This window comes from Dactylosporangium sp. NPDC049140, assembly GCF_040648435.1.
On the sequence record NZ_JBEZDS010000040.1, the window covers coordinates 105,822 to 122,156 of the forward strand.

Annotated in this window: 17 protein-coding genes; 10 read left to right on the top strand and 7 right to left on the bottom strand. The window is 65.9% G+C overall.

The window, feature by feature from the left end:
* The first annotated feature begins 29 nt into the window (after positions 1-29).
* Complete coding sequence (locus AB0B76_RS42955; protein ID WP_360386809.1) at positions 30-1,646, top strand: recombinase family protein; 1,617 nt, start codon at positions 30-32, stop codon at positions 1,644-1,646.
* Positions 1,634-2,302, top strand: a complete 669-nt coding sequence (locus tag AB0B76_RS42960; protein WP_360386812.1) for a hypothetical protein — start codon at positions 1,634-1,636, stop codon at positions 2,300-2,302. The genes AB0B76_RS42955 and AB0B76_RS42960 overlap by 13 nt, the downstream gene beginning before the upstream one ends.
* Positions 2,303-2,875: 573 nt before the next feature.
* On the opposite strand, the gene AB0B76_RS42965 is transcribed toward AB0B76_RS42960, so the two are convergent.
* Positions 2,876-3,493 (bottom strand): DNA-3-methyladenine glycosylase, encoded by a 618-nt coding sequence (locus AB0B76_RS42965; RefSeq protein WP_360386851.1) that lies wholly within the window; start codon positions 3,491-3,493, stop codon positions 2,876-2,878.
* A gap of 704 nt (positions 3,494-4,197) precedes the next feature.
* Here AB0B76_RS42965 and AB0B76_RS42970 point away from each other — a divergent pair.
* Together AB0B76_RS42970 and AB0B76_RS42975 are read left to right on the top strand one after the other, a co-directional pair.
* Positions 4,198-4,956, top strand: a complete 759-nt coding sequence (locus tag AB0B76_RS42970; protein ID WP_360386814.1) for a hypothetical protein — start codon at positions 4,198-4,200, stop codon at positions 4,954-4,956.
* A gap of 340 nt (positions 4,957-5,296) precedes the next feature.
* Entirely contained in the window at positions 5,297-5,671 is a 375-nt protein-coding gene (locus AB0B76_RS42975; protein WP_360386816.1) for a hypothetical protein, read from the top strand.
* Positions 5,672-5,733: 62 nt separating this feature from the next.
* Here AB0B76_RS42975 and AB0B76_RS42980 read toward each other — a convergent pair whose 3' ends face one another.
* Entirely contained in the window at positions 5,734-5,901 is a 168-nt protein-coding gene (locus AB0B76_RS42980; RefSeq protein ID WP_360386818.1) for a hypothetical protein, read from the bottom strand.
* A 449-nt stretch (positions 5,902-6,350) separates the two neighbouring features.
* Positions 6,351-7,631 (bottom strand): hypothetical protein, encoded by a 1,281-nt coding sequence (locus AB0B76_RS42985; protein WP_360386820.1) that lies wholly within the window; start codon positions 7,629-7,631, stop codon positions 6,351-6,353.
* 285 nt (positions 7,632-7,916) lie between these two features.
* On the opposite strand from AB0B76_RS42985, the gene AB0B76_RS42990 reads away from it, so the two are divergent.
* Positions 7,917-8,057 (top strand): hypothetical protein, encoded by a 141-nt coding sequence (locus AB0B76_RS42990; RefSeq protein WP_360386823.1) that lies wholly within the window; start codon positions 7,917-7,919, stop codon positions 8,055-8,057.
* A 144-nt stretch (positions 8,058-8,201) separates the two neighbouring features.
* On the opposite strand, the gene AB0B76_RS42995 is transcribed toward AB0B76_RS42990, so the two are convergent.
* The 3 genes from AB0B76_RS42995 to AB0B76_RS43005 all read right to left on the bottom strand — a co-directional run bounded on the left by AB0B76_RS42995 (position 8,202) and on the right by AB0B76_RS43005 (position 10,578).
* Positions 8,202-8,921, bottom strand: a complete 720-nt coding sequence (locus tag AB0B76_RS42995) for an IS6 family transposase (RefSeq protein WP_360386825.1) — start codon at positions 8,919-8,921, stop codon at positions 8,202-8,204.
* Between the two features lie 336 nt (positions 8,922-9,257).
* The gene (locus AB0B76_RS43000; protein WP_360386827.1) at positions 9,258-9,524 is read right to left on the bottom strand and encodes a hypothetical protein; all 267 of its coding nucleotides are present in this window, start codon (positions 9,522-9,524) and stop codon (positions 9,258-9,260) included.
* Positions 9,525-9,582: 58 nt separating this feature from the next.
* Positions 9,583-10,578, bottom strand: a complete 996-nt coding sequence (locus AB0B76_RS43005; RefSeq protein ID WP_360386830.1) for an RHS repeat-associated core domain-containing protein — start codon at positions 10,576-10,578, stop codon at positions 9,583-9,585.
* Positions 10,579-11,035: 457 nt separating this feature from the next.
* Here AB0B76_RS43005 and AB0B76_RS43010 point away from each other — a divergent pair, with 457 nt between their 5' ends.
* Together AB0B76_RS43010 and AB0B76_RS43015 are read left to right on the top strand one after the other, a co-directional pair.
* Complete coding sequence (locus tag AB0B76_RS43010) at positions 11,036-11,896, top strand: ATP-grasp domain-containing protein (RefSeq protein ID WP_360386833.1); 861 nt, start codon at positions 11,036-11,038, stop codon at positions 11,894-11,896.
* 285 nt (positions 11,897-12,181) lie between these two features.
* Positions 12,182-12,616: a hypothetical protein gene (locus AB0B76_RS43015; protein ID WP_360386835.1), complete on the top strand. Its 435-nt coding sequence runs from the start codon at positions 12,182-12,184 to the stop codon at positions 12,614-12,616.
* A gap of 273 nt (positions 12,617-12,889) precedes the next feature.
* Here AB0B76_RS43015 and AB0B76_RS43020 read toward each other — a convergent pair whose 3' ends face one another.
* On the bottom strand, positions 12,890-13,807 hold the full coding sequence (locus AB0B76_RS43020) for a hypothetical protein (protein ID WP_360386838.1): 918 nt from the start codon (positions 13,805-13,807) through the stop codon (positions 12,890-12,892).
* Positions 13,808-13,833: 26 nt separating this feature from the next.
* Here AB0B76_RS43020 and AB0B76_RS43025 point away from each other — a divergent pair, with 26 nt between their 5' ends.
* The 3 genes from AB0B76_RS43025 (at position 13,834) to AB0B76_RS43035 (ending at position 16,135) form a co-directional block, all read left to right on the top strand.
* Positions 13,834-14,379: a DUF4240 domain-containing protein gene (locus AB0B76_RS43025; RefSeq protein ID WP_360386841.1), complete on the top strand. Its 546-nt coding sequence runs from the start codon at positions 13,834-13,836 to the stop codon at positions 14,377-14,379.
* 207 nt (positions 14,380-14,586) lie between these two features.
* Positions 14,587-15,387, top strand: coding sequence for an XRE family transcriptional regulator (locus AB0B76_RS43030; RefSeq protein ID WP_360386843.1), 801 nt, complete (start codon positions 14,587-14,589; stop codon positions 15,385-15,387).
* A 229-nt stretch (positions 15,388-15,616) separates the two neighbouring features.
* On the top strand, positions 15,617-16,135 hold the full coding sequence (locus AB0B76_RS43035; protein ID WP_360386854.1) for a hypothetical protein: 519 nt from the start codon (positions 15,617-15,619) through the stop codon (positions 16,133-16,135).
* Positions 16,136-16,335: the final 200 nt, after the last annotated feature.

Genomic DNA, 16,335 nt, shown 5'->3' on the forward strand with positions numbered 1-16,335 from the left:
CAGTACCTATCCGAATGTATGGTTCGGACATGGACCCTGAACTGGTCAAACGGGCCCACTGGGGCGACTTCTCAGGCATGAACTTCGCCGGCCTCGTGCGCCTGTCGTTTGAGTTGCCAACCGCGCTGGCGCCTTCTGCGGACGGCCCAACGCTCCCCCTGACGGGACGCGACATCCGAGGCCGTGACGAACAGGCGAAGGATTGCAGGGGATACGTGGAGCACCGTCGCGGCAGTTACGTTTACACGTACGAGGAGCCGGACACGAGCGCGTTCAAGAGGAAGGCAGTCCGGCTGCCGGACGGGCGACGGGTGTATCGGGTTGTCCGGCCAGTGTTCGAAGGTGCGTTGGAAGATCTGAAGCGAGGCGTCGCCCCAAACGGTGAGCGGCTTGACGGCCTTGTCGTCTACGACATTGACCGGCTGACGCGGGACAACCGGCATCTGGAGGATGCGATTGAGGTCGTCGAGCACTTCCGACGCCCGATCGTGGACATCACAGGCACGCTTGATCTGCTGACGGACAACGGCCGCACCGTCGCTCGGATCGTGGTGGCGGCGAACAACAAACAGTCGGCCGACACCGCCCGGCGGGTTGCACGTAAGCATCGGGCGTTGCAACAAGCCGGTATCCCGGCCGGAGGTTGGCGTCCGTTTGGCTGGAAGGCTGGCAAGCGGGAGCTCGAACCGGTGGAGGCGGAAGCGATCCGGGTCGCGGCACGGCGGGTCATCGGCGGCGCGCCGGTGAATGCTGTGGTTGCGGAGTGGAACCGTCTGGGCCTGTTGACGCCGCGGGGCAACAGCTGGCAGGCGTTGACGGTGAAGACCGTGCTGCGAGCCCCGCGTTTGTGCGGCTATCGGGCGCGGACGGTGCGGGATCCGGATCCGGCGACGGGGAAGGAGCACTGGCGTTACGAGGTGGTGCTCGGGCAGGACGGTCGGCCGGTTGTTGGGCAGTGGGAGCCGATTCTGTCGGTCGCCGAGTGGGATGCGTTGACGGCTGTCATCGGGTTGACGAGTGTGCACAACCGCGGGGTGAATGTCCGGACGTATCTGCTGAGCGGGCTGTTGAAGTGTGGCAAGGGGGCGTGCGGGCAACCGCTTCGGGTGGTGAAGACGGCGCCTTCTCGGCTGAGCCGGCAAGGGGCGCCGTTTACTTATGGTTGTGCGCCGTCGTCGCAGGGCGGTTGCGGGGGCGTCAATATTCACGGTCCGCGGACCGACGCAGCGGTGTCGGAGTTGGTGCTGCGTAAGTACGAGCTGGAGGCCGAGCGGCGGGATGCTGCGGCCGAACCCGCGCTGTGGCCCGACGAGGATGCGTTGGCGGGCGTGCGGTCGCAGATTGAGGAGTCGACTGCTGCGTGGCGCGGGCGGTTGCTGTCGGGTGCTCGGTACTTCGCGTTGCTGGCTGAGTTGGAGCAGGAGGAGCAACGTTTGCTGGGTGAGCGGCGGCGGTGGCTGGCTCGGGAGCATGGTGTGGCGGGGCGTCCGGTTGATATTCGGGCTCGGTGGGGTTCGGAGGAGGTGACGCGGGTGGAGCAGCGCGCGTTCATCGACGATCAGCTGGTCGCTGTGCTGGTGCATCCGAGGGTGCCGGGGCGGGGCAAGTGGAATCCCGATCGTTTGGAGCCGTTGTGGCGTTCGTGACGGGCAACCGGCATCTGCTCGGTTCGCTGGCCGCTGGCTCTCGCCTGGGAGGTGTGCGGATGACGGGGCACATGGATGGTCGGCAGGGCAGTGGGGCTGCGTATGCCGGGGAGGTGTCGTGTCCGGGCGGCGCCGGTCATGCGGTGCGTTCGGTTGCGGTGCTGTACGGCTCGGGTGTCACCGCGGTTGGATTCTCGATGCGGTGGAGGGTCGGAGGGATCCGTGGATCGGCGTGCGGTAGCGGCGGCGGTTCGTCGTGGTTGGCTGACGCGCTCGCGCCGCCGGCTGCGCTGGCGTCGTGGCGGCGTCCGATGCTGGCGGCGATTGCATCGGGGATGGTCGGCATCTTGCTGGCGTTGGGGATGCTCGATGATCTGTCGCAGCAGTCAGTTGCTGCGGTGCAGCTGTGCTCGGCTTGCGCGGGGCTCGCATGCATTGTCAGCGTTGGTATGGCGGTGCTGCGCTGGCGCAGGGTGCAACGTGTCGGCGGTGTCTACGCGATGGCGTTGAACGCATGGCATCGTGCAGTGTTCTGTCTGCAGTGTGGTCATTCGTGGGTACCGGGCGTCGCTGGCGTTGTTCCTGCGGACCGCCGACTTGGGCTGGTACTGGTGCGGCGTGCCGCGACTGTCTCGAAGGCTGAGCCGTCACGTTGACATGCCCGTCCACGGGCAGGTGCTGTGTTTGTCTCGACGGATGATGGTGGGCGCGGCTGTACCCGGGCGACGCCGTCGGTCCAGAGCCGGTCCGGTTCGTCGAATCATGATACAGCTGGCTCACATCGGCCAACTGTCGAGGCGGAAGCCGCAATGTCAGCGTCGGAGCATGCCGGCCTCGTCGATACCTCCGCTAGACCCAGGCGGCGACCTTCTCCAGTCGGCCATCGGCGCGGGCAGCGAAGCCGACGGTGCGATCACCGCGTGGGCCGACATGCACGCGCAGCGCGCACCTGCTTGGACGGACGAACGTTGGCGTCGCGCGTGCGCGGTGCTCCGCGTACGGGTCGCACCGACGTCGAGTGGGAGTCACGGATGCGCGGCGGCGACGCGCGTGGAGGAGGGCGACCCGAGTGAGGCTGGTGGCGTCGACAAGCCCGGATCGCGTTCTGTTGCGCGGCCGTTGCTGCGGCCACCCTCGTAGATGCGCGTGTGTCATACGACTCTGTGCGCGAGCGCGACCCGCCGGATTTGGCTGCGATCAACGCTCAGATATTGAGGAGCTGCCGCCGTTTACCGGCTCGGCTGTCGTGTGCGACGCGGGGTGTGGCGCCGGTAGGCACTGACGGTGGGATCGCCGGCTATCCAGAACCGCCATGGCACGTCGTGAGCGCTAGCGACACCGACACGAGGGCCCGATTTGATGGCCTCGGCAAGTACCGGGTCGGCCGATGGCGTGAGCGTCAGGGGGCCCTTCCCGTCGATCATCGAAGTGCCGTTTGCTTCACGCCCGACGCCGAGCGCGGTGACCAGCAGTGCAGGCCCCCGCGCCAGTTCGTGCGAGGCCACATTGCCGCGTCGGCCACGCGCGGCGTCGATGCCGTCGACGACCTCGCCAGCACGCAGCAGCACGGCGGCCGCCTCTCCCTCCCGGCCGCAGATGATGTTCAAGCACCAGTGAACCCCGAAAACGAAGTAGGTGTAGGCATAGCCGGGCGGCCCGAACATCACCTGGGTCCGCGGGGTGAGCCCTCGATGCGCATGTGATGCCGGGTCCTCGCCGGTACCCGCGTATGCCTCGACCTCAGTCAGCCGGATCGTGACGCCGTGCGCCGACACACGCCACCCGAGTAGTGATCGCGCGGTATTCGGGATCTCGGCTGCTGGCGCGTCGAGCCACGGGAACGTCACCAGACAAGAAAACTGCAAAAGGCGCATTCGCGCCACTTTGACGACGTCGCGTCGCGGCTGTCCGCGGGGGCCGCACAGCCTCCAGGTACACCAGGGAGTCCTCGCGTAGTCCCCTGCGAGCCGCGGGTCGACACGAGCGTGCTCTTCGAGCCAGCCCGGTGTTTGGCTGGACTGGAGGTACCGCCGATCACACGAACATAAACGGGTTCAAACTACCCCCAGCTTGCCCCTCATGCGAGCCGCTCGCAAGCCTTGCCACCCCGCCTCGCGTACGGCGACTGTCGCGCGCAGCCAGCCTTGAAGCCACTCAGCAGACGCCCATGCAGGTCGACTGTCGTCACGCAGCGACGGCAGCACGGGAACAGCCCGTGTTCCATGCCATGACCGCGTGAAAGAAGCATCCGAGCTGGAGATCACCAATGCCCCAGCGTGATCGAATAGATCACCCGCTTCGTCTACTGAGGGTAATGGCGCAGGGGCCAGACAGCGCGCACTCATGCCGATAGGTGCGCAGCTGATCTTGCGTGGTGACGATCGGCGCCTCTCCCAACCATGCAGGCCGCTAGTCGACTCCGTCAAAAGGACCGACATCGTCGTGCACTGATACTGAAATCAACCCGACGGAGGGTCGTATCACCGCGCGCTTACGGATACGATGATGCCGGAATTGCGCCGCTGCTGAGCCTATCGGACCGGGTGACGACATGAGCAAGGAACTCATTATCGGGGTAATTTCTAGCATGCTCGCCACCGCATTGGTAGTCCTGACGGCCGCGGCATATCGAAGATACGCCACACCGATGAATACCTTGCGTCGACGGATTCGCCTCGCTCGTCAGATGGACGAAGCGGGATTACTTTTCTTCTTTGCATCAAGGTCGGATTATCAGCGGTTTCGTGTCACGCCAACCACGGCGACGTATTTTCGACTGGCGAAAAGAAGGATCGAGATGGTCGCCCATTCATTAGCCTATGGCCAGCTCTCGCAGGGAATCGCTGGTGAACTCGCATCCATCCTCGAGGAAAATCCTTCCTTGGAAATCGTTTTGTCGACGCTAAGCCCACGCAGTGCTCACGTCCGGCCGCTCGCTCAATATTTGAAGGGCGCACCGAGTGGGGACGAATCGCATGGCGACGAGTTGGAGCGACGTCTCCGTTCGGACTTGATCGAGACGCTGACCGCGCTTCATGCCGCACGGGAAGCGATGCCCAGCGCCGCGCGATTTCGGTTTACGATTAAGGTGTATGACACCCTGCCGGTAGCATCCGTAATCATGCTGGATAGGGGCAGTTCCACCGGTCGAACGCAGGTCGATCTGAAGTTGTTTGGAAGTCCGCTCCACAAGAGCATCTCATTTGAGATTGGCAATGGAAGCGCACTGTACAATGCGGCAACGACGGCCTGGGGAACTTTACTGGACGGGGCTGAGATATTTGATCCGGCGCGGCATCTGGCTTCTTGAGGCAGCCGGGCGGCGGATTACGGGTCTAGTTATAGTGCGGATGGCGATGTGAGAACCGGCCGACACGTGTCTCCATCTTCTGCTGATTGTGTCGGCACTCGGCTCTTCGTAGTTGGATTTGTCGGGCCTCACAAACCTGTAGTATTTGCTACTTGCCGTGTACCGGGTCGGTGCCATCAAACGCAACTCAGGTCGCGAACTGGCAAGCTGAACGCACTCTTGCCGGCGTCGGGACCGCGCGCATCTGCCGCCGACCGTGCGTCGGCGTTCGTGCCTCTGTTCCGCCACGTAGGGGTTCGCAGGTTTCGTACAGCCCTGGCGGCGACCATGATGTCGTGCCATGGGGTACGAGATGCTCGTCGTTGTTGACGTGGCGGGTCGGCCGGCGAGTTACTCGTCGGCGGCTGAAGCCGCTTGGAAGGCTGCGGTCCGTGAAGCATTCCTCGCGACGGGCCTCGGCCCGTGGGCCGAACGGTTCTCGGTGATGATCGAGTTCCGAACCCCCGAAGCGCGCAACGCGAACGAGGTCTGGGATCTGGACAACTTGATCAAGCCGACCCTGGATGCGATGGAGGGCGTGTTCGGGTTGCGGCCGTGGCGCGGGCTGACGCAGGCGGCCGACGACCGCGTGGATCACTTGGAAGCCAGTAAACGCACTATCCGCGGTGCCGAGGTGCCGGGAGCACGTATTGAGGTACGGCGGCTCGTTGAGTAGCGCAGGTCGACGCGTTCTCATGCTCGCGATGCGAGCGGGCTTGGAAGCGGCTCTCCGCGCCCTCATTCAAACGCGCGCTCCTTCGCCAGATCATCGATGATCCAGCGCAGTGCCGATACGGCGTTCGAGTAGCGGAGGTAGCGCGGGTTCTGGTTTGACTTCGGCTCGCACCGCTCACGCATCCGGCGGAGCTCATCGATCATCTGCTGGAGTCTCTGCTCGTCTGTCACGCCGAGTATCGTGCTCCCGCAGAGGTCGACAGTGGCCGAGGATCGCGGCCCGCGGCGGGTAGCAGTTGTTGGCCGCCGGGTGTTCACGTCAGCCCGCCGGGTGATGCCGACATGGTGGTTGGTGTTGGCGTGGCTCGGCGGGGCTACGCCGCGCGCAATGCGGCATGGACCCAGTCTGGCCAGCGTCCTCGGCCAGCATGAGCAGTGGCTCGGACCGGCCCCGTACTTTGGTGGGCCGCCGTCATCCCGGCGTACCGATGTGGCGGGCGCCGTGGCACGCGCCGTAGTCCCGCCGCGCGAACGCCGCCAGGCACTGCTCCAAGCCGGCCTCGTCGGTCATGCGATCGTCCCATCCCGGTCGGGGTGCACATGTGGCGCCTACCAGGGATTGACGGTTACGAGGGGCCCGCACCATGTCCATAGTGCGGGCCCCTCGGTGTTGCCTCCGGCTACGGGGTGGTGGAGATGATCACGCGGTAGGTCGTCGTCGGGGAGAGGTTGAAGGCGCGGTCGAAGCTGCGCACGCTCAACCGGGCGAGGGGGCTCGGTGGGGTCAGGGTGAGCGTTGCGCTGCCGTCGGGCTGGGCGGGGATGACGTCGGGCATCGTGAACGGGTCGATCCACTCGGGGCCGTTGGGGCCCCCGTTGGCGCCGAAGGAGGAGAAGATGCCGGTCCAGCTGTACTGGTAGCCGTACACGTCGTCGGAGCCGTTCGGGGACAGCGTGTAGGTGATCGGGTAGCTCGTGGACGTGGAGGTCACCGTGGGGGTGGCCGGCGCGATGTCGTCCGTGGTGAAGTAGCACGTCTGTGACCACGGCGACGTGTCGGTGCCGTCGTTGACGCGGGCCTGCCAGGCGTAGGTCGTGTTGTCGGTCAGCGCGCCGGACGGCACCGCCGCCCCGCCGAAGCCGCCGTTGTAGTTCTGCGCGGTGAACGTCGTGCGCTGGTCGGGGTGGGCGACGGGCCAGACCGCGAACTCGTTGGTCAGGTTGAAGTCGTCCGGGTCGGCGTCGCTGGCCTTGGCGAGCAGGTCAGGGGTCAGGCCGCTCAGGTACGGATACGGCGCGGCCGTCACGCATGCGCGCAGCGAGTTGAACAGCGGAGCCGGCGCGGACGGCGGGGTGTTGTAGCCGACGTACAGGGCAGGTGCGCTGATCCGGCGGCCGAGTGGCACCTGCTGCTCGAGGGACTGCGGCAGGCGGATCTCGAACGAGGCGTGCGAAGGCAACTGGACGCCGCCCGCCTGGGCCCGGGTGACCAGGTCGATGAGGTCGAGCAGCGGGTAGGTAGTCGGGCACTGGTCGATCGGGCCGAGGGTGCCCAGCTTCGCCAGCTCGCGCGGCGGGTTGCGCCACGTCGGGTGCGTGGACTCGGCCGTCGCCCAGACCTCGATCCGGCGGTGGGCGCAGTCGGTGGCCTGGGTCTCCGGCACGGCGAGCTTCGCCGACACGATGTGCTTGCTCAGCAGCGCGGCCACGTCGAAGGTGACGTAGACACGCGAGACGTGCTGGCGGTTGGCGCTGTCCCGCCAGGCCCCCAGGGGCGCGTCGCCGGTGGGGTTGAGGTAGGTCTCGTTGGGGTGCACCGAGTCGGTGTAGGCCCACGAGATGCGCGGCGCATCGGTGTTGGTCTGGCCGGCGTGCGCCGGTGTGGCGGTGGCGAACAAACCCGCTGCGGTGGAGAGCACCACGGTGGAGAACAGCACACCGAGGCGCGGACGTTGTGACACAGATCCTCCCGTTACCGCGGGTGGCCAACCCTCCCGCGGTCGGTGGTGATCGTATGTCCAGCAGTCGATCCGGCGCTGTCCCGCACAGACAAAAACTCCGCGCACCAGAACCTCTTCCAGAGCGTCGACGACGAGGCCGATCTCCTCCTTCGTGACGACCAGCGGCGGAGCCACGGCGCAGCGTGGAGCGGTGGCTGCGGTACTGACTGCCCAGCCGCACCAGCATCCGCCTGACCACGAAGCGGCACCAGACCCGCGACGTCGAACGCGTCCTGATCCGACACCGTGCAGACGCTGTACGACGACTGGCTGATATCCCGGGAGCAGGAACTGCAACCCAACACCATCTATAACTACGGCCGCCTGCTCAACCTCATCTACCCGCACATCGCCGGGTCCGCGCCTCCCGGCTCAGCGCCCGCATGACCGAACACGCCTACTAGCAACTCGAGACCGCCGGCTACTCACGCACCACCCTACGAACCCTCCACCTCGTCCTCGCCAAAGCATTCGCCGAACGGCGCTGTTGCGTATGCCGATCGGAGGACGCGTTGAGCGGCGTGGCCGGTCTCAGATCGCGGCGGCGAGCTCGGTGAATGCCGCAGCGATGCGCAGCCCGCGTGGGGCATCGACGCCCAGTTCGTAGTGGCAGCGGCGGAGGTTCTGCATGAAGGCGTGTCCGGTGATGATGGTCTGTGCGCTGTGGTCGGTGTGCAGGCCGCGCATCGGTCTGAGCCGGTGTTTGAGCTGGCCGTGATCGGCCTCGATCCGGTTGTTGGCGTACCGCTCGACGTGATGCCACGCCGACGGGACCAACTCGTCGAGCACCGCCGGGTACACCTGTGCCGCATCGGTGACCACCTCGGTGGGCGTCACCTTCAACGTGACCAAGGCGCGGCGGAAGAACCGGCGCGCGGCGGCAGCATCGCGGCGTACAGAGACGAGCACGTCGATGACCTGGCCGTACTGGTCGACGGCGTGGTAGACGTACCGCCAAACACCGCCGACCTTGACATATGTTTCGTCGACGAACCACCTGTCACCGGGCGCGTGACGGCAAAACCGGGCTGCGTCGGCCAATAGCTGCGTGAACCGTTGCACCCAACGGAATACGGTGACGTGGTCGACCTCGACACCACGCTCAAGCAGAAGTTCCTCGACGTCACGGTAGGAAAGGTTGTAGCGCAGGTACCAGCGAACGGCGACCACGATCACCTCCGGTGGGAACCGGAACCCGGCGAACGCAGACCGTGGCGGTAGGGCTGGACACCGGCGGTTCGAGAGCTTCACCGTTCATCCGACTGTCGGTAGCCGAAGCGTTACTCGCAATAGCTCACTGCCCTCGACCCAGCGGACAACATCTTCAAGGACGTCGGTGTGATCTACGGACTCCGTTCCAAGTTGGTCCACGGCGGCGCGATGAAGAAGACGGAACTGCTGAAAGAGATCCGAACGCAAGCCCCAGCAGTGCGCTAGAGTCCGGCGCACGGCGGACTTCGGTTGTTTGGGATTGCTGTAATGGCGGTTCAGGCGGTTCAGAGGTCAGGACGTCGGAAGCTTGCACGTGACCACAACGGCAGACGGGCCGCCACGAGAAAGTCGGGCGACGGAAGGAGCCTAGCGAGGCTAGTGGCCGAACCCTTCGGCCCATTCGTCTGTGTCGAGGATGCTTTCGGCGATGTAAAAACAGTCGGGTTCGTCCCGGAATCCCGGCAGGAGGCGGGCCCGCTCGATGCGAGCTTGGGCCTTCGCCTCCGAGCTGTAGGTTCCGAGTCGCCGAACCTCGTCGCCGGCCTGTTCGTCCCAGGTCAGGACGCCGTTTTCGTCGGTGTGCCGCACCGACCCGTCGTCCTCGAACGCGTGCTCGATGTGGAACAGGATGTAGACGTTCACTGCGTTTCCATTCGATCGTGTGGGCGCATCCGGCAGCCGCCGGATGCGCCCATGTGTGTTAGAACCCTTTGCCGTGGTTCGGATTGGCAGGGAGGCGTGGCCGCCGGTCGATAAACTTCCGGAACCTGGCCCATTCGGTGCCAGGACCCTTGTCCTGGGGGATCGGCCGGTCGTTCTCCTTATACTGTCGGTCGGTCGCCTCTTGTGACGTCTCCTTGCCGATCCGGTTTGGCACGCCTTTCTTGGCCCAGGTTGGCCGGCCGTCGTTGCCCTTCTCTTTGCCCGACTTCCGCGACTCCTTCGCGTGCCACGGCCAGTGCCAGCTCGGCCACTTCCCGGTGATCGGATGAATGATCAGGAGATAGATTAGGATAACGATGACAATGATAATGCCGATGAGGATGTCGTCGGCGATTGCGATCTTGCCATCCAGGTCTCGGCAGTTGACTGGATCGCCGAAGCAGTAGTCGTACCGGTTCGCCGAACCGCCCGGCACGGGGTCGACCTGCAGAAACCGGCCGGTGATCGGGTTGTAGAGCCGTGCGCCCATGAGCAGCACGCCGCCCGGAGTGTCTGCGGCGCGTTCGGCATCGCCGAGCCAGCCGTAGCGCAGGTTGCCGATGTCGGAGGCGTTGCGCGGTGCGCCGCTCTCGGTCGTCTCGTGGGTGGCGCTCAGGATGGTGTCGCTGTTGTCTTCGGCAGCAACGGCGGTGGTGACCTGTATGCCATCGCGGTGACCGATGGCCGGGTCTTCCGGCTCCAGGATGCCAGCTACATCGGCGGCGTCTACGGCGGCACCAACCACGGCATCACTGTCGTCGCCGCGGATCTTCGCGATTTCCTCGAACGGTTCCTCAACGCTGTGAACGCCTTCGCCATGAACGGCGACATCGCCGATCTCTGAGCGATACGGCGATCTGGCGGGCATTCGGCATGCGGCGTAGCGCGCTCGATCACGTTTCCGCTCATGCCGCAGGTCTCGCGCGCTCAGGCCGACCCAACGCTCATCACGCTTTGTGGTGGCGAGCCGCTGCACCTGGTCGTGAATCGCCATCGCCCGAGTGCACCAATGAGGCGCCCGGCTAGGATGGACGTCCACGTAAGCGTCAGGCAGCAAGTTATTCGCGCGACGGCGCATCTTCTCGGTGCTAGCGTGATCGGCGCAGATGGGTGCCCGGTGCGCAGGCATCGGATACTTCTATTTGGGATAGAGAGGTCGCGGGTGCAACTCCCGCCGTCCCGACTCGCCGGGGCGTAGCTCAGCAGTAGAGCGCTAACAGTCCCGACGCCGCCTTGATCTCGGGCACACACATCTACGATGCGGGCTGACGACAGTCCGTGCGCAAGGGTTAGCCGGTTGAGTCATGCGCCAGTGCAGGGCGGTGAAGCGCGGTTGCGGCCTCTGCACCCGTTGTCGGGGCATAGCCAAATGATGCTGGGCGGCAACGGCTGAGCAGGTCCTGGGGCGGAACTCGGATGCGTGGGTCGGCTGTTGAGCTGATCATTGTTGGATGTTGTTGCTGGTGCCCGCCGACGTGTTGCGCCCCCGCCGGCCAGACGCGCACTTCGCCGACGAGGCCGAAGCGGCCCGCGAGGCCGGGATCGATGTCGCTGTGATCGACCACGACGCTTTCGTTCGCGGGCGGGCAGACGGAGCGGCAGTCGGCAGGGTGCCCGAGGGTGCGGACGCGGTCTACCGGGGGTGGATGCTGCGAAGTGAGCAGTACGCGGCACTGGTCCAAGCCCTCGCGGGTCACGGTGTAACCATGCGGACCAGTCCCGAGCACTACCGGCGGGCACATGAGCTTCCTGAGTGGTACTCCGCGATCGAAGTCCACACTCCGGAGTCGTTCTGGACCTCCGGCGACGATCGCCACGACTTCCTCCAGGCGTGCGCGGCCCTCGGCGCCGGACCTGCGGTGCTACGTGACTACACCAAGTCGATGAAGCACTACTGGCATGAGGCGTCGTTGGTTCCGGACGTGGCCGATAGCGACGCGGCATGGCGGGTGGCCAGCCGTTTCCGGCAGTTGCGTGGTGACGACTACACCGGCGGCTTTGTGCTGCGCCGGTTCGAGCCGTTCGTCGGGCCGGAGGTGCGGACCTGGTGGGTCGAGGGTTCGTGCCGCCTGGTCACCGCGCACCCAGATACCCCGGAGCAACATCCATCCACAGAACTCGACCTGACGGCCGTGGAACCTTCGGTAAGGGCCTTGGACCTGCCGTTCGTGACTGCGGATCTCGTACTGCGTGATGACGGACAATGGCGAATCGTCGAGATCGGCGACGGCCAGGTCAGCGATCGGCCCCCTAGCACGGCGGCTGCCGAGCTGATCGCGGCCCTCAAAAACCGCGAACAGTCGACCACGTAACAGACCCCAATGGCTCGCCCAGCGGCCCGGCGCTCAGCGAGATTATGCGTACGGATCTCCCTGCCGCTGCGGGCGCGGCCGGCGCCCAGTGATCGCCACAGACGGTAGCCGGCTCGACGAGGCCGAGGCTTCCTGTCTTGGCCTATGTGCGCGCACCTGATGCGTCGGTCACCGGGCGGTTCAGCCGGTCGTGGACAATCGGCGGATGTTCGGGAGGAATCTGCGGTTCACCGTCCCAGGCGGCGTGCCTAGGGCCTTCAGCGTGGCCCGGCAGATGGGCTCCGCGTGCGACGGCGTCCCGCGAGGCTTCCGGTGAGCGCGGCCGGGCGCGACGCGCGGTTCGACCTCTTCGGCGCGATAGTGGAGTGGCGGTACCTGGGGCACCGCCACAAAGCCCTCGTCGGGCAGCTCGTGGCAGTGGAAGCGGAGGCCAGCTACCTGCTGGCCATTGCCCGCGAACACAACCTGCTCGGCGACGACGCGTGGAGCCGGCACTTCCAGGAGCTCAACCGCAACTTCTTCGGCCTCGCCGGGGCGTGGGAACGGTTCGCCGGGGGGTTCGTGTACGACCCGGACCCGCGTACGGCCGACCCGCACGCCCCCGATCTGCGCGCCGCGATCGAGGCGGCGCACTTCGGGACGCGGGCGCTGCTCGCCGGCGTCCGCGCGGAACTCGGCGTGACCGGGTCGGCCTTCGACTTCGCGCCGCCCGGCGGATGAGTCCGTACACCATCGAATACGCGCCCGAGTATCCCGGCGGTCAGCCCACGAGCCGGTCGAGCGGCCGGACTGTCGGCCGACGCTCGATGGCGCTGGGGCGGCGACGACGCTCGGCCACGCACGGAGCGGCCTCACCAGTGCGTCCGCCGCGGCAGCACCACGATCGGCTGCGCGGATCTAGCCGATGAGCGTGCGTCGGATCTTGGTGTTTGGAGGTCGGTCCGACGTCAGTCCCGGGCGGCTTGCCGCTGCCAGTTGCCGACGTTCGCCGTGTCAGGTCGAGCGGTCGGTACGCGGCACGACCGTGTCGATGGGTTGACTCGGGCTGTTCTCCGCCTCCAGCCACTCGGCCACATTGAACACACTGCCGCAGATGCTGCACGTGGCTCGGCCGAACAGGTACGTGATGCCGTCGGCGAGCACGGTTTCGCCGGCGGCGTCGGCGGTGTCGTACATCCATCGGCCGGTCCCGGTCAGGTCCCCCGGTGTGACGGGACGAAGCACGACACGGTGGATGTCGCCGTCGTTGTAATCTCGGATCGCGGTGTAGTGGCCGCAGTCGCCGATGACGACTGCCAGACTGACGGCGCAGTGCGGGCAACCGAGGTGGTAGTGCTCGTCGGTGAAGTCCAGGCTGATCGTTGCCCAGAACGTAAATCCGGCGAACGCGAGCGTATCCTGCATCTGCGCCACGAACGCCCGTCCGGTGTGGACCGTCGGCCAGTTCCGGGCGACGCGATGCAACGCCATGAGGGCCTCCGCACCGGCGCGAACAATGTCGTCGTGCCGATGGCACCGGTGCAGGGATCGCACGATCGTCGCGGCCAGCCGCAGTGCCCGAATCTGATGCTCCTCGGCGCCGGACTGCGCCAGCTCGGCGAGTCTGGGCAGCGCGGCGAAACCGGCTGAGCACCAGCATTCGGCCTCGACAACGAGCCGACGCTCGATCTCGTCCCACGCCTCAGCGGTCGGATAGTGCTCGATGCCGTTGAGCAGCCTGCCGACCCGTACGCCGGAATCGCCCGAGACATCCCGCACTGACCGCCAGCCGATCACAGAAGCATCCAACACCATGTCATCAACCGGGATGAGCGGATCTGCCGCGATCGGGGTGCTGAAGACTCCGGCAGTAATCGATGGTGTTCGACACATGCGGGAATCTGCCTGCGGCAGCGTGATCTTGCCCGTCACGACGCTCCACGATCACAATATTCGGCGTGCACACCAATGCCGCATGGCAGCTGATCGACGAGGCGCGAGCCGACCTGCCCGTGCATGCAGACGCGGACGACGTCGCCACACGGATGAAGGCCTTGCTCACACCCCGCGAACCCGCCGACATCCTCGCGTTGGCCCAACCCCTGTGGGACCTGTTTACCAACTCGTACCGGGTCGATCTGTGGGCCGCCGCATACCTCATCAACGGCGGTGCCTCCGACGACGGCTTCGACTATTTCCGCGGCTGGCTCATCGCACAGGGACGCACCACATACGAGCAGGTACTCGCATCACCGGACGGCCTCGCCGACCATCCCGCGGTCATCCACGCCGCGGCCACCGGCGAAGACCTCTGGGGCGAAGCCATGATCAGCGTCGTCTGGGACACCTACGAGACCGTCACCGGCAAAGCACTGCCCGACGACGCCTACACCGGCACCTATCCGGACCTCGACTCGGACTGGGACTTCGATTTCGACGACGACGCCGAGATGCGCCACCGCCTGCCCCGACTCACCGCCCTCTTTCACGGCAACCAGACCTGAACAGCCGGCCGTGGTAAGCCGCCATTCCCCGGCGATCTTGGTTTCCGGATCTGCCGCCGACCGGGCGCTGCGGCTCGTTATCGATCATCACGCTCCGTATGCCGCTCCGGCCGGCCCCGACCCACGGGCCAGTGCACGCTCGTGCGGCGATCAGTGCGCGGGGCCGTCGGCTTCAAGTGGGGTCGGGGTGATCCGTACGGTGGGACGGTGAAGAAACTGCCGACGTTCGGCGTGCAGTTGATGCGGCTGGCCGACCTGCGTGGCGTTGACGTCGGCTCGCTCGCCCGACGGGCAACCGTCGCTGAAACCGAGATTATGTCAGTGCTCGATGGCGGCGAGCCTGACCCTTTACTGCTGCGCCGGCTCGCGCCTGCCCTTGGCCTGCATCAAAGCGACCTGTTCGTCATTGCCGGTCGGCAGGTACCCGACGACCTTGCCCCACTGGACGCGACCGCGGCCAGCGTCATCAGCTCCCTGGCATGGTCACTGACGTACCTGCCACGCGCCGTACCGGAGCTGCACCAGCTCGTCAAATCTTTGCCGCAGCAGCCCCGTCCACAGGGACCACCGCCACCAACGCCGTCATATCAGCAGTACCCGAGCAGCGTCGGCGGCCTGGTGCTGCGCCTGCTGCACAACCGTAATCTCAACTGGATCGGCTCCGCCAAGTACCTGTTCGGCGTAGGCGGCGGCAACATGCTGTCGGCGTCAACCATCGGGATGATCGGGCACGGCAAGAAGACCCTGACACCCGAACTGCTGGCTGGGTTCGCCGCCTTCCTCGACATCTCATCACGCGACCTCAGCGCGCTGACCGGCATCGACCTGACCAGTGCCGGCCCGCCAATCCACCCGGACTCAGCCGAAGCCGCCGAACTGATCTGGAATGCCCGCCGCCTGACCGTCGACCAGTTGCGACAGGTCGACGACCGGGCACACGCCATCCGGCACGAACGCGCCGACGAACTCGAGCCCGGACTGCGGTGCAGCTGCCCTGGACCTGTCTGAGGCCAGGTCACCGACCTTCGGCGACGCCGTCCTGCAAAGTCGCGCTTGTGCGCGGCGCACCATCCCCCGTGCCATCCGGATTTGCCGCTGCGGGCGCTGGCCGCCGGCAGCGGTGATCGTTACCATCCGTGAGCGCCTCGCACGAGTTCGATGCTTCCGACTCTGCCGAAGAGCGGATATCGGATCATGGATCCGGCAGGCGAGCCTCTATGCCAGGGCGGTGATCGGGATGCGACACGCAACGGTGTTCGCGGACTACGGACAGTTCTACATGCAGGATGCCGAAGCGCACGGCGTAGCCATGCGCGCCAGCGCGGCAACCGACCCTGGTCGCGTAGCCGGTGGTTGGACCCAGGAAGCCGTGCAGGTGCACCGAATTGGGCTCGAACCTCATTCGATCTCCATCGGCGCGGCACGTTCGGATTTCGTCGAGACGGTGCTGAAGGTCTGCGAGACTGCCCCAGCGCTGGTCCCGGAATCTGAGCACGTCGTGGAGGCAGATCTCGACGTCCTCACCGGAGCGGTTTCCGTTGTGAGCTGCACGGAGCCACGGAGAGCGGAAAACGCGCTGCGCGTCGAGCCGGGACGGTACCGCGTTCGAGTGTCGTATGTACCGGCGGCTCCACCGCCAAGCGCTCACCCCGACGTGGACGGAGACCACTTCTCCTACCTGATCGAGATGTGGCCGAGCCGCGAACCTGCACCCTTAGCCGTGGTTGTGCAAGGTCCATTTCCTTGGGCCAACTGAGCTTCGCTTCCTCCAGCCCGTTCGCTCCTGACTCGCGGGTTCTGACCTCGTCGACATCAAGTGGCACTCTGTCGTCCCAACCTGATCCGCCGTGCTCCGACTGCCCGCTCATGGCACCCCTCTGTGTCAAGAGACGGCCTGGGCCGGTGTTCTAGAGTGGGCTCTAGCGGGTCCGGGAAGTGGCTTGTCCGAAGTGCTGG

Bases quoted from the DNA above. Each gene is read 5' to 3' on its own strand.
- AB0B76_RS43035 (WP_360386854.1), top strand. From the start codon at position 15,617: ATGCGACACGCAACGGTGTTCGCGGACTACGGACAGTTCTACATGCAG.
- AB0B76_RS42975 (WP_360386816.1), top strand. From the start codon at position 5,297: ATGGGGTACGAGATGCTCGTCGTTGTTGACGTGGCGGGTCGGCCGGCG.
- AB0B76_RS42955 (WP_360386809.1), top strand. From the start codon at position 30: ATGGACCCTGAACTGGTCAAACGGGCCCACTGGGGCGACTTCTCAGGC.
- AB0B76_RS43005 (WP_360386830.1), bottom strand. From the start codon at position 10,578: ATGGCGATTCACGACCAGGTGCAGCGGCTCGCCACCACAAAGCGTGAT.
- AB0B76_RS43010 (WP_360386833.1), top strand. From the start codon at position 11,036: ATGTTGTTGCTGGTGCCCGCCGACGTGTTGCGCCCCCGCCGGCCAGAC.
- AB0B76_RS42970 (WP_360386814.1), top strand. From the start codon at position 4,198: ATGAGCAAGGAACTCATTATCGGGGTAATTTCTAGCATGCTCGCCACC.